The organism is Diaphorobacter sp. LR2014-1 (assembly GCF_002916785.1).
Classification (GTDB): domain Bacteria; phylum Pseudomonadota; class Gammaproteobacteria; order Burkholderiales; family Burkholderiaceae_C; genus Diaphorobacter; species Diaphorobacter nitroreducens.
The window spans coordinates 1-25,442 of record NZ_MTBE01000003.1 but is presented as its reverse complement, the minus strand read 5'-3'; the positions used below and the strand labels follow the sequence as shown (position 1 = coordinate 25,442).

Sequence of the window (25,442 nt, the reverse complement as noted above, 5' to 3'; positions counted from 1 at the left end):
GGGTGCACGGGACATCGCACAAGGGGTCCAGGCGTCAGGCAGCAACCACGCGGTTTTTGCCGGTGCGCTTGGCCAGGTACATGCCCTGGTCGGCGCGGCGGATCGCGTCGGCGCTGCCTTCTTCGCCCTCCACCTGGGCCACACCGGCGCTGAAGGTGATGAGCACCCGCTCCTGGTCTTTGAGGAAGTAGCGCGTGGTCAGCTCGCGTTGCAGGCGCTCCATGGCCTTCACGCCTTCCGCCAGTTCGGTGTCGGGCAGGATGATGACGAATTCCTCGCCGCCATAGCGCGCCAGCTGGTCCTGCGGTCGCATCACCTCGCGGGTGACCTGCGCCAGATGCACCAGTGCCGCGTCGCCGGCGGTGTGGCCCAGGCGGTCATTGATGGACTTGAAGTTGTCCACGTCCAGCAGCGCCACGCACAGCGGCGCGTCCTGGCGGCGCGCACGCGCGACCTCGCGCTCCATGGCCTCGGCAAAGCCCTTGCGGTTGAGCGAGCCCGTCAACGGGTCGTGGCGCGCCTGGGCGCTCGCGCGGTCCAGCTCCTGGCGCAGGTGGTCGATTTCGGCGTGCTTGGCCTCGGTGCGCTCGCGCAGTTCCTGCAGTTCGCCGCGCGTCACCCGGCTGCTCAGCGCCATGGCGCGCGTGGCGGCCATGACTTCCTCCAGCAGCGGCATGATGTCCTGCAGTTGCGTGGCCTGGCTGATGCGTTCGGCGCAATCCTCCATCTTGGCGTTGTAGGCGCTGCTGGATTCATCCATCTGCGCCAGGCGCTCGATGAACGTGGCCAGCAGTTCGCGCATCTGCATCTGCGCGTGAACGGTGCGTTCCTTGGCCTCAGTCTGCTTGAAGATGACGTCCTTGAGGCGTCGCTGCACGTCGTCCAGCCGGCGCAGCGTGAGCGGCGGGGTGGAAGCTGCAAGCAGCGCCTCGGCCTGGCCGTGCAGCCACTCGTCGTCCATGCTCAGGGCGGCAATGTTCTCGAACACCAGGCGCAGCAGGCTGAGCAAGCTCCGCCGGATGGCGGCTTGGTCTTCCGCCGCGAAAGACAGGCGGTAGCTGAAGTTGCCGAGCATCAGCTCGGCGGTGGAGACGGGTGGGTCGGGCTCGCGCAGGAAGGTGCTCAATTGCGCAGCCAGCTCATGCACGCGGGCATCGTCCTCGCCCAGCGCCGGCAGGGTGTTGTCCACCAGCCGCGCCAGATTCTGCGCCAGTGCCAGCGGCAGGTGGTCAATCCGGGTGCTCGCGGGCTCGGGCGCGGCCACGGGCGAGAGTCCCAGGTTGGCGTATCCCACCAACACGTTTTGCAAAACGCCCCAGTCCTGCTGGGTGATGGCGGTTTCCAACAGGCCCAGCAACCGCTTCTGCGCCGGGGTCTGGCCGGGGATCACCCGCGAGATCTGCCGCAGCTGGGCGCTGGGAAACGCCGGCGCGCTGGTGGTGCCGGCCACTTCGTCATAGAGGGCCTGGTAGTGGTCGGGCGTGGGAGGAAGCCGGCGCGTAGCGAGTAGCTTGAGCGTCTCGCGGGCAATTTCAGAAGGGGATTTTGCGGAGGCCATCTGCAGGGACGCAGGAAGATGCAAACAACCAAAAGTGTGACAGAGTGCAGCACGCTTCGATAGCAGGCCGGGTCAAGCCATGTGTAAAGCGTGTCAGTTGACCAGAACCAGTTTGCCGATCACCGCACGTGCGCCCATGTGGGCAAACGCGGCGGGTAGCTGTGACATGGGCATGGTTCGGTCGATGGCTGGCCTGATCTTGCCCTGCGCATACCACTGGAGCAGGGTGCCCATCATCGAAGCATTGGCCTGGGGCTCGCGCTTGGCGAATTCGCCCCAGAACACGCCGACGACAGAAGCACCCTTGAGCAGTGGCAGATTCAACGGCAATGAAGGGATGGGGCCCGATGCGAAGCCGACCACCAGATAGCGGCCTCGCCAGGCGATGGAGCGAAATGCGGGCTCTGCCAGTGCGCCGCCCACCGGGTCGTAGATGACGTCCGGTCCCCGCCCGTCGGTCAGTGACTTGGCGGCGTCGCGCAGGTCCTCCACGCTGTAATTGATCACGGCATCGGCCCCCAGCTTCAGGCACACGTCGCATTTTTCGTCCGTGGAGGCGGCGGCGATCACGCGCGCTCCCTTGGCCTTGGCGATCTGAATCGCGGCGGTGCCCACGCCGCCAGCCGCGCCCAGCACCAGCACGGTTTCGCCTGCCTGGAGCTGGCCCCGGTCCAGCAGGGCGTGGTAGGAGGTTGCATAAGTCATGATGAATGCCGCCGCATCCACATGGCCAAAGCCGTCCGGCAGGGGTATACAGCGTGCGGCCGGGGCGATGGTGTGCGTGGCGAAACCACCCGTGCCGCTGAGACAGGCCACGTTTTGACCCACCTGCAGATGGCTGACGCCGTCGCCCACGGCCTGCACGACGCCCGCGAACTCCGAGCCGGGCACGAAAGGCAGGGGTGGCTTGATCTGGTACTTGTTCTGCACCATCAGCAGGTCGGGAAAATTCAGGCTTGCCGCGCGGATCTCGACGAGGACCTCGCCCGCCTTGGGAGCCGGGTCGGGCAGTTCTGTCCAGGCCAGGGCCTCGACGCCAGTGGGGTTGGTGCAGAGCCAGGCGTGCATGAATGTCTCCTTGGTCGGTACGAATCTGTTGGGCGGGCATCATAGGGGCCGCCTCGGAGGCTGGGTTGTCCCTTGCGTGACCAGCGACAGCGTGTGTGCGCGCTCCTACAATGCCAGCCGTTCCGCCTTCCAGACCATGAAAATCCTCATCTCCAACGACGACGGCTACCAGGCGCCTGGCATCGTGGCGCTGCATGACGCCCTTAAGACCATTGCTGATGTGGAAGTGGTGGCTCCCGAACACAACAATAGCGCTAAGTCGAACGCCCTGACGCTGCATTCGCCGTTGTATGTGCAAACCGCGCACAACGGCTTTCGCTATGTCAATGGCACGCCTGCCGATTGCGTGCACATTGCGCTGACGGGCCTGCTGGGTTACCGGCCCGATCTGGTGGTCTCCGGCATCAACAACGGCGCCAACATGGGCGACGACACAATTTATTCCGGCACGGTGGGTGCTGCGATGGAAGGCTATCTTTTCGGGATCCCGTCCATCGCCTTTTCGCAGGTGGACAAGGGGTGGGGCGAGATCGAGTCGGCTGCGCGCAAGGCGCGCGAGATCGTTCAGCAGATGGATCGCCAAAACCTGGTCGGCGAAGCCCCCTGGCTGTTGAATGTCAACATTCCCAATATGCCGTATGACGCATTGCGGCCCTTGCGCATGTGCCGCCTGGGCCGGCGCCATGCGGCAGAGCGTGTCATTGAGCAGCAGAGCCCGCGTGGGGAACTGATGTACTGGATCGGTGGCGCTGGCGCCGCCAAGGACGCGGCGGAGGGCACCGATTTTCATGCCACGGCCCACGGCCATGTATCCGTCACGCCATTGAAGGTGGACCTGACCGATTACGACGGACTGGGGTATTGGGCGCAGACTCTGGCCCGTCTCGTACCCGCGCAGGCGTCCGGCGAGGTGGCTTGATGCAGCGGCGGCCAGGTTTTCCTGCGCGGATCGACTGGCGCCAACCCGGCAAACCCACCGCGGCGCCACCGGTAGGCGCGCGCCGCGAGGTGCAGCCGCCCACGCCGCACGGCGTGGGGCTGGACTCCGCTGCCGTGCGCGCACGCATGGTGCAGCGACTCGCAGCCTCGGGCATCTCGGCGGGGGCGGTTCTTCAGGCCATGGGAATGATTGAGCGGCATCGTTTTGTCGACACCGCCTTGGCCAACCAAGCCTATGAGGACACCAGTCTGCCCATCGGACTGGGTCAGACCATTTCCAAACCCAGCGTGGTAGCACGCATGATCGAATTGTTGCTGGGGGCCGAGTGCGCGCGCGGAAAGGGAATGGGCCGGGTGCTGGAGATCGGCACGGGCTGCGGCTATCAGGCAGCGGTGCTGTCGCGCGTCTCGCGCGAGGTGTATACCGTTGAACGCTTGCGCGCGTTGCATGAAAAGGCGCGAGACCACTTGCGCCCGCTACGCCTGGCAAATGTGCACCTGATCCTGGGCGACGGAATGCTGGGTTACCCCAGCGGCGCGCCCTATGCGGGCATCATTGCCGCGGCGGGGGGCGATAGCCTTCCCGCCGCGTGGTGCGAGCAACTTGCCGTGGGTGGCCGGCTGGTCGCCCCACTGGCGGGCGCCGACGGCCAACAGATGCTGCTGGTCGTTGATAAAACTGCGCAAGGCTTCAAGCAGGGCATTCTGGAAGCCGTGCATTTCGTCCCCCTAAAATCGGGGATCGCCTGAAGGATTTGCTTATGTTGGTATCGCGTAGTCTTGTGGTTTGGGGAGTTGCCGTGCTGGCTGGCGGTTTGCTGGCGGGGTGCAGCACCCCGATCAACAGGGCTCCCGTGGAAGATCGCGGCACCTTTGCCGCGAGCAGCGGCACGACGGCGCCCGCCGGGGCCGTGCCTGAGGTCAAGCCCTTGCCTGGTGCTGAGAACGCGGGCAAGCCTGGCTACTACACCGTGAAGCCAGGCGACACGCTGATTCGCATTGGCCTGGAAAACGGGCAAAGTTGGAAAGATATCGCGCGCTGGAACAACCTGGAAAACGCCAACCTGATCGAGGTGGGCCAGGTGCTGCGTGTGGTGCCCCCTGCTGCGGCTGCGGCGACTGCGGTGGCATCTGACACCGGTGTGGTCACCCGCCCCGTCACGTCTTCGCCCTTGGCTGCAGCATCGGCTGCGAGCGCACCCAAGCCGTCGGCGTCGGCGGCGTCTACACCGGCCGCGGTGGCGCCGGCAGCGGCACCCAGCGCGCCGGCGGTGGCTCCCGCGCCGGCCGCTACCGCTGCAACGGATGACGTCAACTTCATCTGGCCCTCGTCGGGCAGCCTGTTGGCGGGATTCGACGAGGTGCGTAACAAGGGCTACGACATTGGCGGTAAGGCAGGCGATCCGGTGCTCGCCGCTGCCGATGGGCGTGTGGTGTACGCCGGGGCTGGGCTTCGCGGCTATGGCAACCTGGTGATCTTGAAACACAACAACACCTATCTCACGGCCTATGCGCACAACCAGACGCTGCTGGTGAAGGAAGACCAGAACGTGCGCCGGGGGCAAAAGATTGCCGAGATGGGAAGCACGGACGCGGATCGTGTGAAACTGCATTTCGAAATCCGGCGCCAGGGCAAGCCTGTGGACCCCGCCCGCTACCTCCCCTCCCGTTGAGCGCGCCGGCTTCCATGGGAGAGGCGTCCTGGCTGGAGGATGCTGATCCGGCAGAGACAGGTGGGAGTCAGGCGGACGAGTTTGAGGCGGAACTGCGGGAGGTCGTCGTGGGCGCCGAGCAGCATGCTCAGCGGCTGGACAAGGCACTCGCGGAACTGGTCCCAGAGTTTTCCCGCAGTTATCTACAGCAGTTGCTGCTCCAGGGCTGCATACGCCTGAATGGGCGGGAGGTACAGAAGCCGGCGTCCAGGGTCAAGGCCGGGGACCGCATCGCGGTCGAGATGCGCCCTACGCAGCAGAGCCAGGCTTTTCGGCCCGAGCAATGGCCATTGGATGTGGTGTATGAGGATGAGCACATCCTCGTGATCCACAAGCCTGCGGGGCTGGTGGTGCATCCCGCGCCCGGCAATTGGAGCGGCACGTTGCTGAACGCCTTGCTTGGCCGGGATGCGCAGGCGATGCAGGTGCCGCGTGCGGGCATCGTCCATCGACTGGACAAGGACACCAGTGGCCTCATGGTCGTTGCGCGCAGCCGGTCGGCCATGGATGCACTCGTCCGCATGATCGCTGCGCGCGAGGTCAGTCGCCAGTATGTGGCGCTGGGGTGGGGTGGCTGGACGGGGGCCGCACATCGATCGGTGCATGCCCCGATCGGTCGTGACCCGCGCAATCGCCTGCGGATGGCGGTGGTCGATCTGGCACAGCATCCAGGCAAGGAAGCCCGCACCGATTTCGACCTGATAGATGCCAACGAGGAGGTGTGCCTCGTGCGTTGCACGCTGCACACGGGGCGAACGCACCAGATCCGCGTGCATATGGCATCCATACGTCATCCCTTGGTGGCAGATGTACTGTACGGCGGCGCGATGGCCGGGCCCATGCATCGACAGGCGCTGCATGCATTCCGGCTGGCGTTTGTACACCCGGTCACTGGCGCTCCCCTGGAGTTCCACGCGCCGCTGCCGGAAGACATGACGCAGGCGCTGGATTTTTGGGGGCTGCGCTACAATCGCCCTTGACGGCTGTTCTGCCGTGAACCGCCGGTCAGCACGAGCTACCGGCCCCGTGAAGGCGCATTGCCACGCTCTGCTTTCTGCGCCGCAATATCTCCAACCCAAGGCGCAGCCTCCCGTTTGATGCGAGGCTGCCTTTCCAGGGACTGTTGGACCATGAATTCGGTGGACGCCAAACGGGTTCTTGAAACCGCGTTGATCTGTGCCCCGCAGCCTGTATCGATCCGTGACTTGCGGACATTGTTCGATGACGCGCTGGGTTCCGATACAGTAAAGATGCTGCTGCTGGAACTGCAGCAGGACTGGGCCTTGCGAGGGGTGGAGTTGGTACAAGTGGCCACAGGTTGGCGTTTCCAGAGTCGGCCCGAGATGCGCGAATTTCTGGACCGGCTGCATCCTGAAAAGCCGCCCCGCTACACGCGAGCGACGCTGGAGACGCTGGCCATCATTGCGTACCGGCAGCCCGTGACCCGCGGGGACATCGAAGACATCCGTGGGGTGACGGTCAACAGCCTCATCATCAAACAACTGGAGGACCGCGGCTGGGTGGAGGTCATTGGCCACCGCGAGACAGTGGGCCGGCCTGCGTTGTTTGCTACCACACGGCAGTTCCTGGACGATTTAGGACTGCAATCACTGGATCAACTGCCTACGCTCGAAGACCCCGGCGTGCAGGTCAGCATGTTTGAAGCGCTGGGCGCCATTCAGGGGGCACCGCAGAGCGAAGACACTGCAGGGGTACCTGAGGACGGCGTGCAGGTGCCGGCCGTAGACGAAGTAGATATCGAAGATGCCCCTGATCTGATAGTGGGCGCGACACACAGTGGTGCCGAAGAGGGGCCACGGGACATTGACATATGAATGATGAATCTCACAAGGATCCGGACTCCATGGCGGGTCACTCGACTTCGCCCGCATCGGAGGCTGCTGCGCCGCGCAGGCCCCGCAAGCGCAAGTCTGCGGAAGGCGCGCTTCAGGAGAATGTGACAGTGCCGCAACTGAGTGCTGACGGTGCCCAATCGGACGTGAAGATGCAGGAAGTGCATGAGCAAGGCGCTGCTGTTGAGGTGCCACGACAGCCCGGCGGCCATAGTGCCAAGCGCGCGCCGAAGGGTGATGGCTATCAGTTTGCCGACGTGGTGTCGGGTCAGTTCGACGAGGATGAAGCCAACGCCGAGCTCGCCCCCGCCAAGCGGGTGCTGCTTCCCCAGCCAGAAACCCCCAAACTGCACAAGGTGCTTGCCCAGGCGGGCATGGGGTCTCGGCTGGAAATGGAGCAGCTCATCCTGGAAGGTCGTATTTCCGTCAACAACGAGCCGGCCCATATCGGACAGCGCGTGCAGTTTGGGGACCAGATAAAGGTCAACGGCAAACCCATCCGCTTCCGTATTGCACCACCGCCGGTACGCGTGATTGCATACCACAAGCCGGTGGGCGAAGTGGTTACGCATGACGATCCGCAAAACCGCCCCACGGTGTTTCGCAAACTCCCCCGGCTGCAGCAGGGCAAATGGCAATCCGTCGGGCGTCTGGACCTGAATACCGAAGGTTTGATGCTATTTACCAGTTCGGGGGAGCTTGCGAACAAGTTGATGCACCCCCGCTTCGGGCTGGAGCGTGAATATGCGGTCCGCGTGCTGGGTGCGTTGAGCACCGAGGAAAAGCAGCGCTTGCTCGAAGGCGTGCCGCTGGAGGATGGCATGGCTTCCTTTGGCTCCGTGGAAGACGGCGGCGGCGAGGGCGCCAACTGTTGGTACCGTGTCACCATCTCCGAAGGCCGTAACCGCGAGGTCCGCCGTATGTTCGAGGCGGTAGGACATGCGGTGAGCCGGCTGATTCGGATTCGCTACGGGGCCATGATGCTGCCGCGCGGGCTCAAGCGCGGGGCGTGGCTGGAGCTTGATGAGCGCGACATTCGTGCCCTGATGCAGGCGGCAGGGGCAACGCTGGATGGTGGTGGTGCGCGCCCCACTAGTGGCCAGGGCAGGGGCGCCCGCAAAGGCGATCGTCGATCCGCGGGGCCCGGCAAGGCATCTGGCAGTGGGCGTGACAAGACAGGGGGGCGTGCGGGGCGATCGCCCTCACCGAATGCCCAGCCGGACCCGATGAAGACGTCGCTCGGCTATATCGGGGCCGACAGTTTCTCGCGCCATCGCCAACAGCAACGCAACAATGGGCCGCGCCGCGGCGGCCGTTAGGGGATTGGCGTAAAGCTAAAATTGACGGTTTGCCTTCAGGGCAAAAATACCGCAACACCTCACTAGGAAAATCAACATGGCTATCGAACGCACCCTTTCCATCATCAAGCCGGACGCAGTTGCCAAGAACGTGATCGGCCAGATCTATGCGCGCTTTGAAGCCGCGGGCCTGAAGATTGCCGCTGCGCGCATGATCCACCTGTCGCGCGCCGAAGCCGAGCAGTTCTACGCAGTGCACAAGGAGCGCCCCTTCTTCAAGGATCTGGTGGACTTCATGATTTCCGGCCCCGTGATGGTGCAGGCCCTGGAGGGTGAGAACGCCGTCCTGAAGAACCGCGAACTCATGGGCGCGACCGACCCCAAGAAGGCGGCGCCCGGCACGATCCGCGCCGACTTCGCGGACAGCATCGACGCCAATGCAGTGCACGGCTCCGACGCTGCCGAAACCGCCCAGGTGGAAGTGGCCTTCTTCTTCCCCGGCCTGAACATCTACTCGCGCTAATGCAGTGGCTCCGCGTGCCGGGCGGTCCTGGTTTGGCCGCCCCCGCGCGGATGCGCTATGTGGGCGTGGACATCCGTGAACGTTATGACCACGAACCTTCTGGATTTTGACCTGGACGGCCTGGCTGCTTTTTGCGAGCGGCTGGGAGAAAAACGTTTTCGGGCCACGCAACTGTTTCGCTGGATCCACCAGCGCGGTGCCAGCGATTTTGACCAGATGAGCGACCTGGCGAAATCGTTGCGCGAGAAGCTCAGGGGCTGCGCCCATGTGGCAGGGCTGCAAGCCATCAGCGAACATGTCTCTGCCGACGGCACGGTGAAGTGGCTGTTCGACGTGGGCGACGGCAACGCCGTGGAGACAGTCTTTATCCCTGAGGACGATCGCGGCACCTTGTGCATCTCCTCGCAGGCTGGATGCGCCGTAGGCTGCCGTTTTTGCTCCACCGGTCACCAGGGGTTCAGCCGCAATCTCACTACTGGCGAAATCCTGGCCCAGCTCTGGTACGCCGAGCACGCACTAAGGCAGCGCCGCGGTGACGGCGAACGCGTGATTTCCAACGTGGTGATGATGGGAATGGGCGAGCCGCTGCAGAACTATGCTGGACTGGTGCCTGCGCTGCGAGTCATGCTCGATGACCATGGTTACGGCTTGTCGCGGCGTCGCGTAACCGTGTCTACCTCAGGCGTCGTGCCCATGATGGACCGCCTGGCGCAGGATTGTCCTGTGGCGCTCGCTGTTTCGCTGCATGCTCCCAATGACGTGTTGCGCGACAACCTCGTTCCCCTGAACCGCAAGTACCCGCTGCATGAACTCCTGGCGGCGTGTCGGCGTTACTTGGACCACGCGCCGCGAGATTTCATCACTTTTGAATACTGCATGCTGGAAGGCGTGAACGATCAGCCAGAGCATGCGCGACAGTTGATTGACCTGGTGGGCCGCAAGGCGGCCGACGGCGGGGTGTCGTGCAAGTTCAATCTCATCCCCTTCAACCCGTTCCCGGCTTCCGGTCTGCGCCGATCTCCCCCGGCGGCTGTGACGGCTTTCGCACAATTGTTGAGTGACGCGGGTATCGTCACGACCGTTCGCAAGACGCGCGGTGACGATATTGATGCGGCATGCGGACAACTGGCTGGCGATGTGAAGGACCGAACACGGGTCAATGAACGCATGGCCAAGCTCAGGACCATCGAGATCAAGCCGGTCATCTGACGGCGTGGCGCAACAATTACGGGAGGCTTTCATGGCGAAGTGGCGGATCAATCATGGCGGGTGGCAGGCGATGGTGGCGATCGGCATTGCCGTTGTCGTCTCGGGCCTTGCCGGTTGTGCCCACCAAGGGGCCTCCGATGCCAATGGTGCCGTGGCGGAATCCGCATCCGGTGGCGGTGAAGCCGACGTGCGCCGCCGTGCACGTATCCGGCTGGAGCTGGCTGCGAACTACCTGCAAATGGGGCAGACCACCGTGGCCATGGAGGAGGTGCGGCAGGCGATCACGACCGATCCCTCGTATGCCGACGCCTACCACCTCCGCGGCTTGATATACATGAACATGGGCGACCTGGCGCTCGCGGAAGACAGCCTCAAGCGCGCCCAAAGCATGAAGCCTTCCGATCCAGACATCATGCACAACTATGGCTGGCTGCAGTGCCAGCGCCAGCAGTACGACGTCGCCAATCAGATGTTCGAGCGGGCGCTTGCCGTGCCGAGTTACAAGGCACGCAGCAAGACGCTGATGTCCCAGGGCCTGTGCTACCAGCGGGCGGGGCGTCTTGCAGAGGCCGAACAAGCGCTGAAGCAGGCCTATGAGATTGATGCGGGCAACCCGGCGGTGGGGTACCACTTGGCGGCCGTGCTGTTTGCGCGGGGCGAGGCCAAGCGGGCGCAGTTTTATGTCCGTCGCGTGAACAATGGCGAGTATGCCAATGCCGAGTCTTTGTGGTTGGGCGTGAAGATCGAACGCGTGCTCAAGGAGTTCGTGGCCATGCGCCAGTTGGGTGATCAATTGCGCAAGCGCTTCCCCAACGCAAAAGAAACCCTGGCATTCGAACGAGGGGCCTTCGATGAGTGAGCCCATGGGCGCCGCTGGGGGGATTGATCACCGGATGCAGGATCACGGAACTGAACCGGCGGGCGGCGTTACCGCGGGGCAGTTGCTGAGGCAACTGCGCGAATCCGCAGGGGTCCATGTTGATGTGCTGGCCGGAACGCTGAAGGTGCCCGCGAACAAACTGCATGCGCTGGAAGCGGACCAATACGACGCATTTCCCGACGCCGTCTTCATGCGGGCGTTGGCGTCGGGCGTCTGCCGGACCTTGAAGGCCGATGCTGCGCCGGTGCTCGCATTGCTGCCCCAGAGCGGCCCCGTGCAGCTTGTGGTGGACAAGGGACTCAACGCGTCTTTCAAAGACCCTGGTCACCGGTTCATCAAGGGGGGAACGCTGGAGCGACCCAAATCGCGCATGATGGGCGTGACGGTTGCCGCGCTGTTGGCCGCCGCGGTGGCCATCGCCTTTCTCCCGAAGGGCAACGACAGTTTGCCGGTCGCCAGCAGTCCGGAGGCGGTAACACCGCCACAGCGCGCGCTCGAAGCCACGCAACTGGACCCGGTGACTGCTGCGGTGCCCTCAGAGTCCGTTGCATCAGGGGGACAGGCCACTGTGCGGGCAGAGCCATCTTCTGCTGCGGTGGCCTCAGCGGCCCTCGCCGCATCGGCCCCCGCTGCGGCGGTGGAGCCGGCCCCATCCCACGGCGTGACCAACGAGGCCGGAGTTGACGCCAAGGGCACCGAGGCTTCGGGCGTGCTGGTCATTCGCGCCCGGGGAGAATCCTGGATCCAGGTGCGCAACGCCGCGGGCGGCGTCGTGCTGCAGAAGATCCTGGCTGCGGGCGAGAGTGTTTCCGCGGCGGGCAGCCCTCCCTGGTCGGTCGTCATTGGCAAGGCGGATGCCACGGAGGTGGTTGTGCGCGGCCAGCCCATGGATCTGAATGCGATTGCGCGCGAGAACGTTGCGCGTTTCGAGGTGAAGTAAATGAATATCTCCGGCACAGCCGCACCGATCGCTATGGCACAGCCCCAGGCACGCCGCTCGCGGCAGGCACGCATCGTCTGGGGCAGCCGGGTGGTCACGGTGGGTGGCGGCGCACCGGTGCGGGTGCAGTCCATGACCAACACCGACACGGTGGATGCGATCGGCACGGCCATCCAGATCAAGGAACTGGCGCAAGCGGGCTCCGAGTTCGTTCGCATCACGGTGAACACGCCGGAGGCCGCAGCGGCCGTGCCCTACATCCGTGAGCAGCTGGACCGCATGGGCGAGACGGTGCCGCTGGTGGGCGACTTTCACTACAACGGCCACCGGCTGCTGACGGAATTTCCCGACTGCGCACAGGCATTGTCCAAGTACCGCATCAACCCGGGCAACGTGGGCAAGGGCGACAAGAAGGACAAGCAGTTCGGCCAGATGATCGAGGCAGCGGTGCGCTGGGACAAGGCCGTGCGCATCGGCGTGAACTGGGGCAGCCTGGACCAGGAGTTGCTGGCCGAGCTGATGGATGCGAACAGCCGCCGCACCCAGCCGTGGGATGCGCGCCAGGTCATGTACGAGGCGCTGATCACCTCCGCCATCGAATCGGCGAAACGCGCGGAGGAAATGGGCCTGAGCGGCGACCAGATCATCCTTTCGTGCAAGGTCAGCGGAGTGCAAGACCTGATCTCGGTGTACCGCGAACTCGCGCGCCGCTGCGACTATGCGCTGCACCTGGGTCTGACCGAGGCGGGCATGGGTACCAAGGGTATCGTGGCGTCGACCACCGCGCTTTCGATCCTGCTGCAGGAAGGCATTGGCGACACTATCCGTGTGTCGCTGACTCCGCAGCCCGGCGAGGCGCGCACCCAGGAGGTGGTGGTGGCCTCCGAGATCCTGCAATCGCTGGGGCTGCGCGCGTTCGTGCCCAGCGTGACCGCTTGCCCGGGGTGCGGCCGCACCACCAGCACCACATTCCAGGAGCTGGCCAAGCAGATCGACGATTACCTGCGTGCGCAGATGCCCGTATGGCGGCTGCGCTATCCCGGCGTGGAAAAACTCAAGGTGGCCGTGATGGGCTGCATCGTCAACGGCCCGGGCGAGAGCAAACATGCCGACATCGGCATCAGCCTTCCCGGCACGGGCGAGGCGCCCGCCGCCCCGGTGTTCATCGACGGCGAAAAGGCCATGACCCTGCGGGGCGAGGGCATCGCGCGAGAGTTCCAGGATATCGTTGAAGGCTACATTGCCCGGCGTTTCGGCAACGGCGCAGGCGCACAGTGAAGTGTGCGCAAGTTTGCTATAAATATTATAGCTTATAGCGCTTGATGGATAAGCGCTAGAGGCTGATTTGATTCAAAATCACAAACAATAGAACAAGATGCAGAAGCTGGTTGCCATCAAGGGCATGAACGACATTCTTCCGCCCGATTCGGCGCGCTGGGAATGGCTGGAGGACAAGGTGCGCACCCTCATGGCGCGCTACGCTTATCGCAACATCCGCACGCCCATCGTGGAGCCTACGCCGCTGTTCGTGCGCGGCCTGGGCGAAGTCACCGACATCGTCGAGAAGGAGATGTACTCCTTCGAGGACCGGCTCAACGGTGAACAGCTGACGCTGCGCCCCGAGGCAACGGCGGGGGTGGTGCGTGCGGTGGTAGAGCATTCCATGCTCTACGACGGCGGCAAGCGCCTGTACTACATGGGGCCGATGTTCCGGCATGAACGGCCACAGCGCGGCCGCTACCGCCAGTTCCACCAGATCGGTGCCGAGGCGCTGGGCTTTCCCGGCGCGGAAGCCGATGCCGAGATCATTCTGCTGGCGCATGCGCTGTGGGCGGAACTGGGGCTGGAGAACGTGCGGCTGGAATTGAACAGCCTGGGGCAGCCCGACGAGCGCCGCGCCCACCGCGCGGCGCTGATCGCATACCTGGAGCAGCACATGGATGTGCTCGACGAGGATGCGCGCCGCCGCCTGCACAGCAATCCGCTGCGCATTCTCGACACCAAGAACCCCGCGATGCAGGCGCTGGTGGAAGGCGCCCCGCGGCTCATCGACTTTCTAGGCGAGGCGTCGCTGCAGCATTTCGAGACCGTCAAGGCGATCCTGGATGCCAACGGCGTGGCCTGGAGCCTCAATCCCCGCCTGGTCCGCGGGATGGACTATTACAACCTCACGGTATTCGAGTTCGTGACGGACCAACTGGGCTCGCAGGGCACGATCTGCGGTGGGGGCCGTTACGACTACCTGATCGAGCAGATCGGCGGCAAGCCCGCTCCGGCCGTGGGCTGGGCGCTGGGGGTGGAGCGCGTGCTGGAGTTGCTCAAGGAGCAGGAGGCGCAAGTGGCCCGACCAGCTGCCGATGCCTATGCCGTAGTGCCCGACGCGTCAGCCCTGCCGGTGGTCATGGCTACCTTGCAGCGGCTGCGTGCGCAGGGGGTGTCGGTGCAGATGCACAGCTCCACCGCCGCAGGCGAGGGCATGGGCAGCATGAAATCCCAGTTCAAGAAGGCGGACGCCAGCGGCGCACGCTATGCACTGGTCTTCGGCGCCGACGAACTGGCCCGCGGGGCCGTGACCGTCAAGCCGCTGCGGGATGGCGGCGAGCAGGCGGAGCGCCCGCTGGCGGCGCTGGCCGAATGGGCGGCCACCCTACAATCCTCGCGCTGAACGGAACCACAACATGGCCAACAACTTCGACCTTCAAGAACAAGAACAGCTTGAGCAGATCAAGCACTTCTGGAACACGTGGGGCACGCCCATCACCTGGGTGTTGATTGTCATCATGGGGGGGCTTGCTGCCTGGAACGGCTACCGGCTGTGGCAGGGCCGCCAGGCCCAGCAGGCGACGGCACTGGCCGAGGCCGTGGAAATGGCCGTGCAGGCGGGTGACCTTGCGCGCGTGGAGCAAGCCGTGGGCGACTTGAAGTCGAGTTACGGCGGCACCGCGCAGGCGGGGCAGGCAGGCCTTCTGGCTGCCAAAGCGCTGGCCGACGCTGGCAAGTGGGATGCCGCCAAAAGTACGTTGGCTTGGGTGGCCGAGAAAGCGTCTGATGAGGGTTACCAGGCCTTGGCCCGGTTGCGCCTGGCCAGCGTCCTGATCGAGCAAAAGGCCTACGACGAGGCCTTGGCGCAGCTGTCGGGGAAATTCCCCACAGAGTTTGCTGCTACGGTCGCGGATCGCAAGGGTGATGTGTTCGCGTTGCAGGGCAAGAAGCAGGAAGCCATCGCCGAGTACCGCCGTGCCTACCAGGCTTTTGACGAGCGTGTGGAATACCGCCGCCTGGTGGAAGCCAAGCTCAACGCTTTGGGCGCACAGGTGGAGACGGTAGCCTCCGCTACGTCGGGGGGCGTGCAATGAGCCAGGCACGTAGTCATGCCATGAGGGCGCTGACCGGCGCCTCTTTGCTGGTGAGCCTGCTGGTGATGGGAGGTTGCTCGTTGTGGGGCGGCACGCCGAAGCCGAAGGCGGCGGAGCTCGGTCCCAACGTCCCTGTGCTGGGAGTGCGTCAGGCGTGGGTGTCCCAGATTGGGACGCAAGAAGGCCTTGAGCTCGACATGCACGTGGAGGGCAGCGTGGTGACGGTGGCCTCTGCCAATGGCGATGTGGCGGCCATCGATGCTCGCACGGGGGGCGACGTATGGCGCACGCGCCTCAACCAGCCGCTTGCCTCGGGCGTGGGAAGTGATGGGCGCTGGACGGCGGTGGTGTCGAAGGGCAATCAAGTTATCGCACTGGACGGCGGTCGGGAGATCTGGCGCAAGCCGTTGCCCGCCCAGGCTTATACGGCGCCGTTGGTCGCGGGCAAGCGCATCTTCGTGCTGGCGGCGGATCGCTCCATTTCCGCCTTCGACGCGGCGACTGGCTACCGGCTCTGGAGCCAGCAGCGGCCGGGTGAGCCCCTGGTCCTGCGCCAGGGCGGTGTGCTGATGGCCGTGGGTGACACCCTGGTTGCGGGGCTGTCCGGCCGTCTGGTCGGCTTCAATCCCGACAACGGCGTGGTGCGCTGGGAGGCGCCCTTGGCCAGCCCGCGCGGCACCAATGACGTCGAGCGGCTGGTGGAGATCGTTGGCCGTACGAGCCGTGTGGGCGATAGCCTGTGCGCGCGGGCTTTCCAGGCCTCGGTGGGCTGTATCGATGCATCCCGGGGGGCGGTCTCGTGGACGCAGCCCGCCAGCGGCGGCGTGGGCATCCACGGGGATGACACCATGCTGTTCGGCACGGAAAGCAACGGAACGGTGATCGCATGGCGGCGCACCGATGGGTCCCGCGCCTGGACATCGGACAGGCTGCAGTTCCGCAAGCTCACAGCGCCCTTGGTGCTGGGGCGTTCAGTGGTAGTGGGTGACGATACAGGGCTGGTGCACCTGCTGTCCCGTGAGGACGCCGCACCGCTCAACCGCCTGACGACCGATGGCTCGGCCATTGCGGCAGCCCCGGCGGTGGCGGGCGACACCTTGGTGGTGGTGACGCGCAAGGGTGGCGTCTACGGCTTCCGTCCGGACTGATAGGGATATAGGACACAGGATGAAGCCTGTCATCGCTTTGGTGGGGCGGCCCAATGTGGGCAAGTCCACCTTGTTCAACCGTTTGACCAAGTCGCGCGATGCGATCGTGGCCGACTTTGCCGGCCTCACGCGTGATCGCCACTATGGCAATGGGAGACAGGGCAAGCACGAGTACATCGTCATCGACACCGGGGGGTTCGAGCCCGATGCCTCCAGCGGCATCTACCGCGAGATGGCCAGGCAGACCCAGCAGGCCGTGGCGGAGGCCGATGTCGTGGTTTTTGTCGTGGACGTACGCGGCGGACTGTCCGCCCAGGACCACGACATTGCCAACTACCTTCGCCGCCTGGGCAAACCCTGCGTGTTGGCCGGCAACAAGGCCGAAGGCATGCAGGACAGCATGCATCTGGCCGAGTTCTATGAGTTGGGTCTGGGGGAGGTGCACCCCGTATCGGCGGCGCACGGCCAGGGTGTGCGCAGCCTGGTGGATCTCGCGCTGAAGCCGCTCGCGTTGCCCGAGATTGAGGAGGAGGATGCGGCGGCCGAGAAGAATGTCATCCGTCTTGCAGTGGCAGGGCGCCCCAACGTGGGCAAGTCCACACTGATCAATACCTGGCTGGGTGAAGAGCGTTTGGTGGCTTTCGACATGCCCGGCACCACGCGCGATGCCATATCGGTGCCTTTCGAGCGCAACGGCCAGAAGTTCGAATTGATCGACACAGCGGGCCTGCGACGCAAAGGCAAGGTGTTTGAAGCGATCGAGAAATTCTCGGTCGTGAAGACCCTGCAGGCCATCGAGTCAGCCAATGTCGTGCTGCTGCTGTTGGACGCCACGCAAGGAGTGACGGACCAGGACGCACATATTGCCGGCTACATCCTGGAGAGTGGTCGCGCCGTGGTGATCGCAGTGAACAAATGGGATGCGGTGGACGACTATGGTCGGCAGCAGCTGGAGCGTTCCATCGAAACGCGTCTGTCGTTTCTGAAGTTCGCGCCGTTGCACTTCATCTCCGCGAAGAAACGGCAGGGCATTGGGCCGCTGTGGTCATCCATCATCCAGGCGTACAAGTCTGCCAACCGCAAGATGCCTACGCCGGTGTTGACGCGCCTGCTGCAGGAGGCGGTGCAGTTCCAAAGCCCTAAGCGCTCGGGTATGTTCCGGCCCAAGATGCGCTATGCGCACCAGGGCGGCATGAATCCGCCGGTGATCGTGATCCATGGGAATTCGCTGGAGCATGTCACGGACGCCTACAAGCGCTTTCTTGAGGCGCGTTTTCGCAAAGAATTTGACCTCGTCGGTACGCCGCTGCGTATCGAAATGAAAACCTCCAGCAATCCTTATACAGACAAGCAGAACTCCTGAGCCCCTGGACGGCGTATGGCCGTCTGGCTGTGGTAAGGTGCTGGTTTACAACAACATTTTTGAACACGGAGAATATCGTGAGCAATAAAGGTCAGCTTCTTCAAGACCCCTTCCTGAACGCCTTGCGTCGGGAGCATGTGCCGGTTTCGATTTATTTGGTGAACGGCATCAAACTGCAGGGTCAAATCGAATCCTTCGATCAATACGTCGTGCTGCTGCGCAATACCGTGACGCAGATGGTGTACAAGCACGCTATTTCCACGATCGTGCCTGGTCGTGCCGTCAACTTCTCGACTGCGGAACCCGCCGCCGACGGGGACAACCAGTAAGCCCCTGCGGCAGTTCAAGGCTGCGCCACGGCGCAAGCATTGCGCATCCCAGGGCACGCAGCCTTGAGTTCCCATTCTTCTCCTGACACGAAATCCACGCCTGTTCTATTGGTAGGCGTGGATTTTGGTTTGCCCCATTTCGATGCCGAACTCGAAGAGCTTGGCTTATTGGCCCAGACTGCAGGCTTGAATCCTGTCGCGCGGCTGACGTGCAAGCGAAAGACGCCTGATGCGGCGCTGTTCGTGGGTAGCGGCAAAGCGGATGAGATCCGCACTCTGGCGCAGATGCATGGCGCGAAGGAGGTGCTGTTCGACCAGGCGCTGAGTCCGGCGCAGCAGCGGAATCTGGAGCGAAGCCTGGAGTTGCCCGTCAATGATCGCACGCTGCTCATTCTGGAGATCTTTGCCCAGCGCGCCCGCAGCCACGAGGGCAAGCTGCAGGTGGAGTTGGCGCGTTTGCAGTACTTGAGCACTCGACTTGTGCGGCGCTGGTCGCACTTGGAGCGTCAACGCGGGGGGATTGGCACACGGGGCGGACCGGGCGAAACACAAATTGAGCTCGACCGTCGCATGATCAGCGAAGCCATTAAGCGCACGCGGGAGCGCCTGGTCAAGGTCAAGCGCCAACGGGCGACCCAGCGGCGGCAGCGGCAGCGGCGCGATACATTCAATATCTCGCTGGTGGGCTATACGAACGCGGGCAAATCCACGCTGTTCAATGCACTGGTGAAGGCGCGAGCCTACGCAGCAGACCAGTTGTTCGCCACGCTGGACACCACCACGCGTCATCTTTATTTGGGCGAAGCCGCGGGTTCGGTGTCCCTGTCCGATACCGTGGGCTTCATTCGTGATCTGCCGCACGGGCTGGTGGATGCGTTTCAGGCCACGTTGCAGGAGGCAGTGGACGCGGATCTGCTCCTGCATGTGGTCGATGCCGCCAACCCCGCCTTTCCCGAGCAGATTGCACAGGTGCAACTGGTTCTTGGTGAGATTGGCGCCGCCGATATTCCACAACTCTTGGTATTCAACAAATTGGATGCCCTCACGCCCGAAGTGCGTCCTAACGTGCGGCAAGATACCTATGAACTGGATGGGCGGCCTGTACCGCGGATTTTTGTCAGTGCCGGCCTTGGCGAAGGGGTGGCTGACTTGCGGCAGCTATTGGCAGACATGGTTCAGAAGTCACTTTCGTCAGGCATGCCCCCTGTGACGGCGGCTGAATTGAAGGGCGAGTGGGACTGATTGGGCACAATGCTGGTGTTCTATTGCTATTGAGAGTACGAGAATTCGCGCATGAACCTTCTTAACCGGGCCTCTCGCTGGGCCGTGCTGCCTGAGCGTATTCGGGGGATGTTCAATCTCAACGATCCTCGTTGGGGCCGTGGGGACGATAAGGGCGAGGGTGGACAGCGCCCTGATTCGGAGCGCCCTTCTCCGGATAACTCACAGCGTCCACGTGGACGTGACCAGAATCCTTCGGGACAGCCACCGGACCTGGATGAATTGTGGCGTGATCTGAACCGCAAGCTGGGTGGGTTGTTTGGCGGCGGCGGGTCGCGTGGTCCAGCTTCTGGTGGCGGCAATGGTGGTTTCCAGCCAGACATGAAGAACGCGGGGGTTGGCGTGGGATTGATCGCCGCCATAGCGGTGCTGATCTGGCTGGGCACTGGCTTTTTCATCGTGCAAGAAGGCCAGCAAGCGGTGATCACCCAGTTCGGCAAGTACAAGAGCACGGTCAACGCCGGCTTCAATTGGCGCCTGCCTTACCCCATTCAGCGCCATGAACTGGTATTCGTGACCCAGATCCGGTCCGCTGATGTGGGGCGGGATAGCGTCATCAAGAGCACGGGGCTGCGTGAGTCCGCCATGTTGACCGAAGACGAGAACATCGTCGAAATCAAGTTCGCAGTGCAATATCGTTTGAATGACGCGCGTGCGTGGCTGTTCGAGAGCCGCAATCCTGCCGAAGCCGTGGTTCAGGCGGCAGAGACGGCGGTGCGCGAAGTCGTGGGCAAAATGCGCATGGATACCGCCTTGGCGGAAGAGCGGGACCAGATTGCTCCGCGTGTGCGCAATCTGATGCAGACCATTCTGGACCGATACAAGGTCGGCGTGGAAGTCGTTGGCATCAACCTGCAGCAGGGGGGGGTGCGCCCTCCTGAGCAAGTACAGGCGGCTTTTGATGACGTGCTCAAGGCGGGCCAGGAGCGGGAGCGCGCTAAGAATGAAGCCCAGGCTTATGCCAATGATGTGGTTCCGCGTGCCACGGGTACGGCGTCCCGCTTGATTGAGGAGGCGGCAGCCTACAAGGCGCGCATCGTGGCGCAGGCGCAGGGTGACACACAGCGCTTCAGCGCCGTCCTTGCTGAATACCAAAAGGCGCCGCAGGTGACGCGAGACCGCATGTATTTGGAGAGCATGCAGCAGATTTACGGCAATGTGACCAAGGTACTGGTGGAGTCGCGGCAAGGATCCAACTTGCTGTACCTGCCGTTGGACAAGATCATGCAGAGCGTTTCACAGCAGACATCGGCGGTTGCCGCGACCGATACGCCGCCAGCGACAGTCCCTCCTGCCGCGACCTCTCAATTTCCCGGCGATTCTCGGTTGCGTGATGCCAACCGTTCGCGCGAACGTGAGTCCCGATAGGAGAGCCGTGTGAACAGAATCGGATTTATCGCATCGACAGTTCTGTTGTTGCTGGCATTGCTCAGCTCGATGGTGTTCGTCGTCGACCAACGCCAGTTTGGCGTGGTGTACGCGTTGGGGCAGATCAAGGAAGTCATCACGGAACCAGGCTTGAATTTCAAGCTACCCCCACCTTTCCAAAACGTTCGCTACATCGACAAGCGTCTGCTCACGCTGGACAGTTCAGACACCGAGTCGATGCTGACAGCCGAGAAGCAGCGCGTGGTGATCGATTGGTATGTGCGCTGGCGCATTACCGACCCATCCGAGTACATCCGCAATGTGGGACTGGACGAGAATGCAGGTGCACTGCAGCTCAATCGGGTGGTCCGCAATGCATTTCAGGAAGAGGTCAACCGTCGCACCGTCAAGGAGCTGCTGTCGCTCAAGCGCGATGCGCTGATGTCCGACGTGAAACGGGAAGTGCTGGAAGCTGTCCGCGGCTCCAAGCCTTGGGGTGTCGATGTCGTGGACGTGCGCATCACGCGGGTCGACTACGTAGAAGCGATCACGGAGTCCGTCTATCGACGCATGGAAGCGGAACGCAAGCGCGTTGCGAATGAACTGCGCTCCACGGGCGCGGCGGAGGGGGAAAAGATTCGCGCAGACGCAGACCGGCAGCGCGAGATCACCATTGCCAATGCCTACCGCGACGCCCAGAAGATCAAGGGCGAGGGTGATGCGGAAGCTGCGCGTCTGTATGCGGAGGCATTCGGCCGTGATCCTCAATTTGCACAGTTCTACCGGAGTCTCGAAGCTTACAAGGCGAGCTTCAACCGCAAGGGCGATGTCATGGTGCTGGATCCGGCGAACTCTGAATTTTTCAAGGTATTCAGGGGCGGGACGGGCAATGCATCTGCAGGCGGCCGCCGCTGATGAGCGACTGATGGCGGTGGTCGGCCTCCATGAACGGGTTCTGGATCGCGTTGGGTTGGGTGCTGGTCATCGAAGGGCTGCTGCCCTTCTTGTCACCTGGTGGTTGGCGCCGCATGTTCACGCAGCTTTTGCAATTGCGTGACGGCCAGATTCGCTTTTGCGCGCTGTTGGGGCTGATCGCTGGCGGCGCCATTCTGCTGCTCGCGTAGCCTGGCCGCTTTCGGTCCCGGGGTGGGGCTTATCCATGCCGGTAGAATCAACGTTTTAACAGCCTGCCCCATCCCATGTCTGCCTGGGTCCTGCCGGATCATATTGCCGATGTCTTGCCTTCCGAGGCGCGGCACATTGAAGAACTTCGCCGCGGACTGCTCGATACGGCACGCAGTTACGGTTATGAGTTGGTGATGCCTCCTTTGCTGGAGCATCTGGAATCACTGTTGACGGGCACTGGCGAGGCGCTGGACCTCCAAACGTTCAAATTGGTGGACCAACTCTCGGGTCGATCTCTCGGCTTGAGGGCCGATACGACCCAACAGGTCGCACGCATTGATGCGCACCTGCTCAACCGGCAGGGGGTGGCGCGTCTATGCTATTGCGGCCCAGTACTGCACACGCGTCCCGATCGTCCGCATGCCACCCGGGAGCCCTTGCAGTTTGGAGCCGAGATCTACGGTCATCCAGGTATCGAGGCGGATATCGAAGCAGTGTTGCTGTCGTTGGAGTGCTTGCGTAGTGCCCACGTACAGGAGGTGAGCGTAGATCTGGCCGACGTCCGCATCGTGCGCAGTCTGCTTGCAGGGCTTCCTGTCGGTATGCATCAGCTCGCCCAAGTCCACGGTGCGCTTGCTGCCAAAGATGCCAGCGAACTGGCGTCGTTGACACGCGATTTCCCGTCTGCATCGCGGGAAGGGTTGTTGGCACTGTTGCAGCTGTATGGCGATGCAGCAGTGCTGAATGAGGCCGAAAACTTGTTGAAGCCCTTTCCTGGTGCGCGCGAGGCGCTATCAGATTTGAGGGCGATTGCGGCACGAATGGACGGTGTGCGGGTCACATTTGATCTGGCAGATCTGCGGGGTTATGCCTATTACAGCGGCGCGCGTTTTGCGATTTATGCGCAGGGCGCCAGTGATGCGCTGGTGCGAGGCGGCCGCTATGACGAGGTCGGCGCGGTCTTCGGCCGTAACAGGCCAGCCGCAGGCTTTAGCCTGGACGTGAAGCAGCTGGTGGGCGTGGTGTCGGCTCCGTCATTGCGTGCGGCCATCCGGGCGCCCTGGGGCGATGGTGGTGCGCTCAGTGCTGCCATTGCTACGTTGCGTCGTCAGGGCGAAACCGTGGTGTGTGTGCTGCCGGGGCACGGCAGCGAAGTGGACGAATTCCACTGCGATCGGGAGCTTGTCCTGGTGGATGGCAACTGGGTCGTAAAGGCGATTTGAGTTTCTTCAGCATTTGAATCGGGTTTGACATGAAAGCAAGCAAGGGTCGTAACGTTGTCGTGGTCGGCACCCAATGGGGCGATGAAGGCAAAGGCAAACTGGTTGATTGGCTGACTGAGAGCGCCCAGGGGGTGGTGCGTTTTCAGGGCGGGCACAACGCTGGTCACACGTTGGTCATCAACGGCGTCAAGACGGCGCTGCACTTGATTCCCAGCGGGATCATGCGCCCGGGTGTCAAGTGCTACATCGGCAACGGCGTCGTTCTCTCGGCAGGCAAATTGTTTGAGGAGATCGAGGGGCTCGAAAAAGCGGGCGTCGAAGTGCGCTCGCGTCTGCGCGTCAGTGAAGCTTGTCCATTGATCCTGCCGTTCCATGCGGCGCTGGATGTGGCGCGTGAAGCGGCGCGTGAACACGGTGGCGCCGAGAAGATTGGTACCACGGGCCGTGGTATCGGACCGGCCTACGAGGACAAGATCGCTCGCCGTGCCCTGCGCGTACAAGACCTCAAGTATCCAGAACGCTTTGCCGCCAAGCTGCGCGAATTGCTGGCGTTGCACAACCATGTCCTCAGCACCTTCCTGGGCTCGGCCAATTTTCAGTTTGGCGATGCACTCAAGCCCTACATCACGGGCGGGCAAGTGCAGTTTGAGCCGGTCTTTGAGGAGGCCATGCGGCATGCAGAGATGCTCAAGCCCATGATGGCAGATGTCTCGCGTGAACTGAACGAAGCGCATGCCGTGGGCGCAAATCTGCTGTTTGAGGGGGCGCAGGGCACATTGCTCGATGTGGATCATGGTACCTATCCCTATGTCACGTCCAGTAACTGTGTGGCGGGTAATGCGGCAGCGGGGTCGGGCGTTGGCCCGGGGCATCTGCACTACATCTTGGGGATCACCAAGGCATATTGCACGCGTGTGGGGGGAGGGCCTTTCCCGACCGAGCTTGAATGGGAAACGCCTGGAACACCGGGTTATCACATGAGTACAGTGGGCGCCGAAAAAGGGGTGACGACTGGGCGCAGCCGTCGCTGCGGTTGGTTTGATGCCGCACTCCTCAAGCGTAGCGCGCAGGTCAATGGTCTTTCAGGGCTCTGCATCACCAAGCTGGATGTTCTGGACGGGTTGAGGGAACTGTCGCTGTGCGTGGGATACGAGTTGGACGGTGAAAGGATCGACCTTCTGCCAATGGGTGCCGAAGAAATCGCACGTTGCGTACCTATTTACGAGAATATTGCCGGTTGGACGGAATCCACCGTGGGAGTGACTCGCTATGAGGACCTGCCGTCCAATGCGCGCCGCTATCTGGAGCGTATTGAGCAAGTGACGGGGGTGCCTATCGCAATGATCTCGACCAGTCCAGACCGTGATCACACGATCTTGATGCGCCATCCCTACGCGGCGGACTGAGGGCATAGTGGGGCAGTTGGAGTGTGTCGCCCGCTGTTAAGGCGATTGTTGCTATTAATTCAGGAGTTAGTATGCTGACGGAAGACGGCAAGCATTTGTACGTGAGCTACGACGAGTATCACAATCTCATAGAGAAGCTTGCGCTAAAGGTGCATCAATCCGCATGGCAGTTCGACACGATCCTTTGTCTTGCTCGTGGCGGCTTGCGACCAGGGGACATTCTGAGCCGTATTTTTGACAAGCCCTTGGCCATCATGTCCACTAGTTCTTATAGAGCAGAAGCTGGGACAGTCAAGGGGCACTTGGACATCGCTCGCTTCATCACGACTCCCAGGGGGGAGATCGCTGGCCGCGTGCTACTTGTGGATGATCTGGCGGACTCGGGCCACACCTTGAATGCCGTGGTGGAAATGCTCAAGACCAACTACGCACCCATCACGGAGCTGCGTAGCGCGGTGATTTGGACGAAAGGGCTGTCGACTTTTGCGCCTGACTATTCGGTGGAGTTCCTTCCCACCAACCCCTGGATACATCAGCCCTTTGAGGGCTATGACAGTCTGACGCCCGAAAAACTGCTTGAAAAGTGGCAATGGTGAGTTGTTGGACAAAAGTAGGGAATTTGTTGATATACTGCGAGGCTTGCTGCACTACAGAGGTGTTCTTCGGAAGTGATGTGGGTGTAGCGAAGGGGAGTTGAAAAATTCTCTGCTTTGAGTTGATCTAGGGTTTAAAACCGGTGTATAATTCAAGGCTTCGCTGATTGGGGCGGCTTGTTGCGAAAGCGGCGGGTTGTTGAAGTTAGCGAAAAGGTCGAAAGACCACAAAGTTTGACAGGTCTTTTTAAAACGTGTTAGAATTCAAGG

The 25,442-nt window shown here is 62.7% G+C and carries 25 protein-coding genes; 23 read left to right on the top strand and 2 right to left on the bottom strand.

The features are described 5' to 3' along the window. Positions 1–34: 34 nt before the first annotated feature. Both BV908_RS03465 and BV908_RS03460 read right to left on the bottom strand, forming a co-directional pair. Positions 35–1,558 carry a GGDEF domain-containing protein gene (locus BV908_RS03465; RefSeq protein ID WP_103737233.1) on the bottom strand — a complete coding sequence of 508 codons (1,524 nt, stop codon included), beginning with the start codon at positions 1,556–1,558 and terminating at the stop codon, positions 35–37. Positions 1,559–1,651: 93 nt separating this feature from the next. Further along, entirely contained in the window at positions 1,652–2,626 is a 975-nt protein-coding gene (locus BV908_RS03460; protein WP_103737232.1) for an NADPH:quinone oxidoreductase family protein, read from the bottom strand. 136 nt (positions 2,627–2,762) lie between these two features. On the opposite strand from BV908_RS03460, the gene surE reads away from it, so the two are divergent. From surE to BV908_RS03345, 23 genes are all read left to right on the top strand, one after another. Next, complete coding sequence (gene surE / locus BV908_RS03455; RefSeq protein ID WP_047350873.1) at positions 2,763–3,545, top strand: 5'/3'-nucleotidase SurE; 783 nt, start codon at positions 2,763–2,765, stop codon at positions 3,543–3,545. Further along, positions 3,545–4,315, top strand: coding sequence for a protein-L-isoaspartate(D-aspartate) O-methyltransferase (locus BV908_RS03450; protein ID WP_103737231.1), 771 nt, complete (start codon positions 3,545–3,547; stop codon positions 4,313–4,315). Before surE ends, BV908_RS03450 begins: the two co-directional genes overlap by 1 nt. Before the next feature lie 11 nt (positions 4,316–4,326). Next, the gene (locus BV908_RS03445) at positions 4,327–5,238 is read left to right on the top strand and encodes a peptidoglycan DD-metalloendopeptidase family protein (RefSeq protein ID WP_047350866.1); all 912 of its coding nucleotides are present in this window, start codon (positions 4,327–4,329) and stop codon (positions 5,236–5,238) included. Positions 5,239–5,252: 14 nt separating this feature from the next. Beyond that, on the top strand, positions 5,253–6,257 hold the full coding sequence (locus tag BV908_RS03440; RefSeq protein WP_103737230.1) for an RluA family pseudouridine synthase: 1,005 nt from the start codon (positions 5,253–5,255) through the stop codon (positions 6,255–6,257). A 150-nt stretch (positions 6,258–6,407) separates the two neighbouring features. Further along, on the top strand, positions 6,408–7,112 hold the full coding sequence (gene scpB, locus BV908_RS03435) for an SMC-Scp complex subunit ScpB (protein WP_103737229.1): 705 nt from the start codon (positions 6,408–6,410) through the stop codon (positions 7,110–7,112). Further along, the gene (locus tag BV908_RS03430) at positions 7,109–8,449 is read left to right on the top strand and encodes a pseudouridine synthase (RefSeq protein WP_103737228.1); all 1,341 of its coding nucleotides are present in this window, start codon (positions 7,109–7,111) and stop codon (positions 8,447–8,449) included. The genes scpB and BV908_RS03430 overlap by 4 nt, the downstream gene beginning before the upstream one ends. 76 nt (positions 8,450–8,525) lie before the next feature. Continuing rightward, the gene (gene ndk / locus BV908_RS03425) at positions 8,526–8,951 is read left to right on the top strand and encodes a nucleoside-diphosphate kinase (protein WP_011804598.1); all 426 of its coding nucleotides are present in this window, start codon (positions 8,526–8,528) and stop codon (positions 8,949–8,951) included. An 84-nt stretch (positions 8,952–9,035) separates the two neighbouring features. Further along, a complete protein-coding gene (gene rlmN / locus BV908_RS03420; RefSeq protein ID WP_103737227.1) occupies positions 9,036–10,160 on the top strand; it encodes a 23S rRNA (adenine(2503)-C(2))-methyltransferase RlmN in 1,125 nt (374 codons plus the stop codon). Between the two features lie 31 nt (positions 10,161–10,191). After that, complete coding sequence (gene pilW, locus BV908_RS03415; protein WP_103737226.1) at positions 10,192–11,019, top strand: type IV pilus biogenesis/stability protein PilW; 828 nt, start codon at positions 10,192–10,194, stop codon at positions 11,017–11,019. After that, entirely contained in the window at positions 11,012–11,980 is a 969-nt protein-coding gene (locus tag BV908_RS03410) for a helix-turn-helix domain-containing protein (RefSeq protein WP_041835931.1), read from the top strand. The genes pilW and BV908_RS03410 overlap by 8 nt, the downstream gene beginning before the upstream one ends. After that, positions 11,981–13,258 carry a flavodoxin-dependent (E)-4-hydroxy-3-methylbut-2-enyl-diphosphate synthase gene (gene ispG / locus BV908_RS03405; RefSeq protein ID WP_088887363.1) on the top strand — a complete coding sequence of 426 codons (1,278 nt, stop codon included), beginning with the start codon at positions 11,981–11,983 and terminating at the stop codon, positions 13,256–13,258. It begins immediately after the preceding gene. Between the two features lie 97 nt (positions 13,259–13,355). After that, the gene (hisS, locus tag BV908_RS03400) at positions 13,356–14,645 is read left to right on the top strand and encodes a histidine--tRNA ligase (RefSeq protein ID WP_103737225.1); all 1,290 of its coding nucleotides are present in this window, start codon (positions 13,356–13,358) and stop codon (positions 14,643–14,645) included. Positions 14,646–14,658: 13 nt separating this feature from the next. Next, on the top strand, positions 14,659–15,336 hold the full coding sequence (locus BV908_RS03395) for a tetratricopeptide repeat protein (RefSeq protein WP_103737224.1): 678 nt from the start codon (positions 14,659–14,661) through the stop codon (positions 15,334–15,336). Beyond that, positions 15,333–16,484, top strand: coding sequence for an outer membrane protein assembly factor BamB (bamB, locus tag BV908_RS03390; protein ID WP_103737223.1), 1,152 nt, complete (start codon positions 15,333–15,335; stop codon positions 16,482–16,484). The genes BV908_RS03395 and bamB overlap by 4 nt, the downstream gene beginning before the upstream one ends. Before the next feature lie 19 nt (positions 16,485–16,503). Next, on the top strand, positions 16,504–17,847 hold the full coding sequence (gene der / locus BV908_RS03385) for a ribosome biogenesis GTPase Der (protein WP_015912794.1): 1,344 nt from the start codon (positions 16,504–16,506) through the stop codon (positions 17,845–17,847). Between the two features lie 77 nt (positions 17,848–17,924). Continuing rightward, positions 17,925–18,176: an RNA chaperone Hfq gene (gene hfq, locus BV908_RS03380; RefSeq protein WP_011804607.1), complete on the top strand. Its 252-nt coding sequence runs from the start codon at positions 17,925–17,927 to the stop codon at positions 18,174–18,176. Between the two features lie 63 nt (positions 18,177–18,239). Next, positions 18,240–19,418: a GTPase HflX gene (hflX, locus tag BV908_RS03375; protein WP_088887359.1), complete on the top strand. Its 1,179-nt coding sequence runs from the start codon at positions 18,240–18,242 to the stop codon at positions 19,416–19,418. A gap of 51 nt (positions 19,419–19,469) precedes the next feature. Next, positions 19,470–20,825 carry an FtsH protease activity modulator HflK gene (gene hflK, locus BV908_RS03370; RefSeq protein ID WP_103737222.1) on the top strand — a complete coding sequence of 452 codons (1,356 nt, stop codon included), beginning with the start codon at positions 19,470–19,472 and terminating at the stop codon, positions 20,823–20,825. 9 nt (positions 20,826–20,834) lie between these two features. Next, positions 20,835–21,740, top strand: a complete 906-nt coding sequence (hflC, locus tag BV908_RS03365) for a protease modulator HflC (protein WP_103737221.1) — start codon at positions 20,835–20,837, stop codon at positions 21,738–21,740. 29 nt (positions 21,741–21,769) lie between these two features. Next, entirely contained in the window at positions 21,770–21,949 is a 180-nt protein-coding gene (locus BV908_RS03360) for a DUF2065 domain-containing protein (RefSeq protein WP_103737220.1), read from the top strand. A gap of 75 nt (positions 21,950–22,024) precedes the next feature. Further along, positions 22,025–23,173, top strand: coding sequence for an ATP phosphoribosyltransferase regulatory subunit (locus tag BV908_RS03355; protein ID WP_011804612.1), 1,149 nt, complete (start codon positions 22,025–22,027; stop codon positions 23,171–23,173). Between the two features lie 29 nt (positions 23,174–23,202). After that, positions 23,203–24,579: an adenylosuccinate synthase gene (locus BV908_RS03350; protein WP_047350858.1), complete on the top strand. Its 1,377-nt coding sequence runs from the start codon at positions 23,203–23,205 to the stop codon at positions 24,577–24,579. Positions 24,580–24,650: 71 nt separating this feature from the next. After that, on the top strand, positions 24,651–25,175 hold the full coding sequence (locus BV908_RS03345) for a phosphoribosyltransferase (protein ID WP_047350857.1): 525 nt from the start codon (positions 24,651–24,653) through the stop codon (positions 25,173–25,175). Positions 25,176–25,442: the final 267 nt, after the last annotated feature.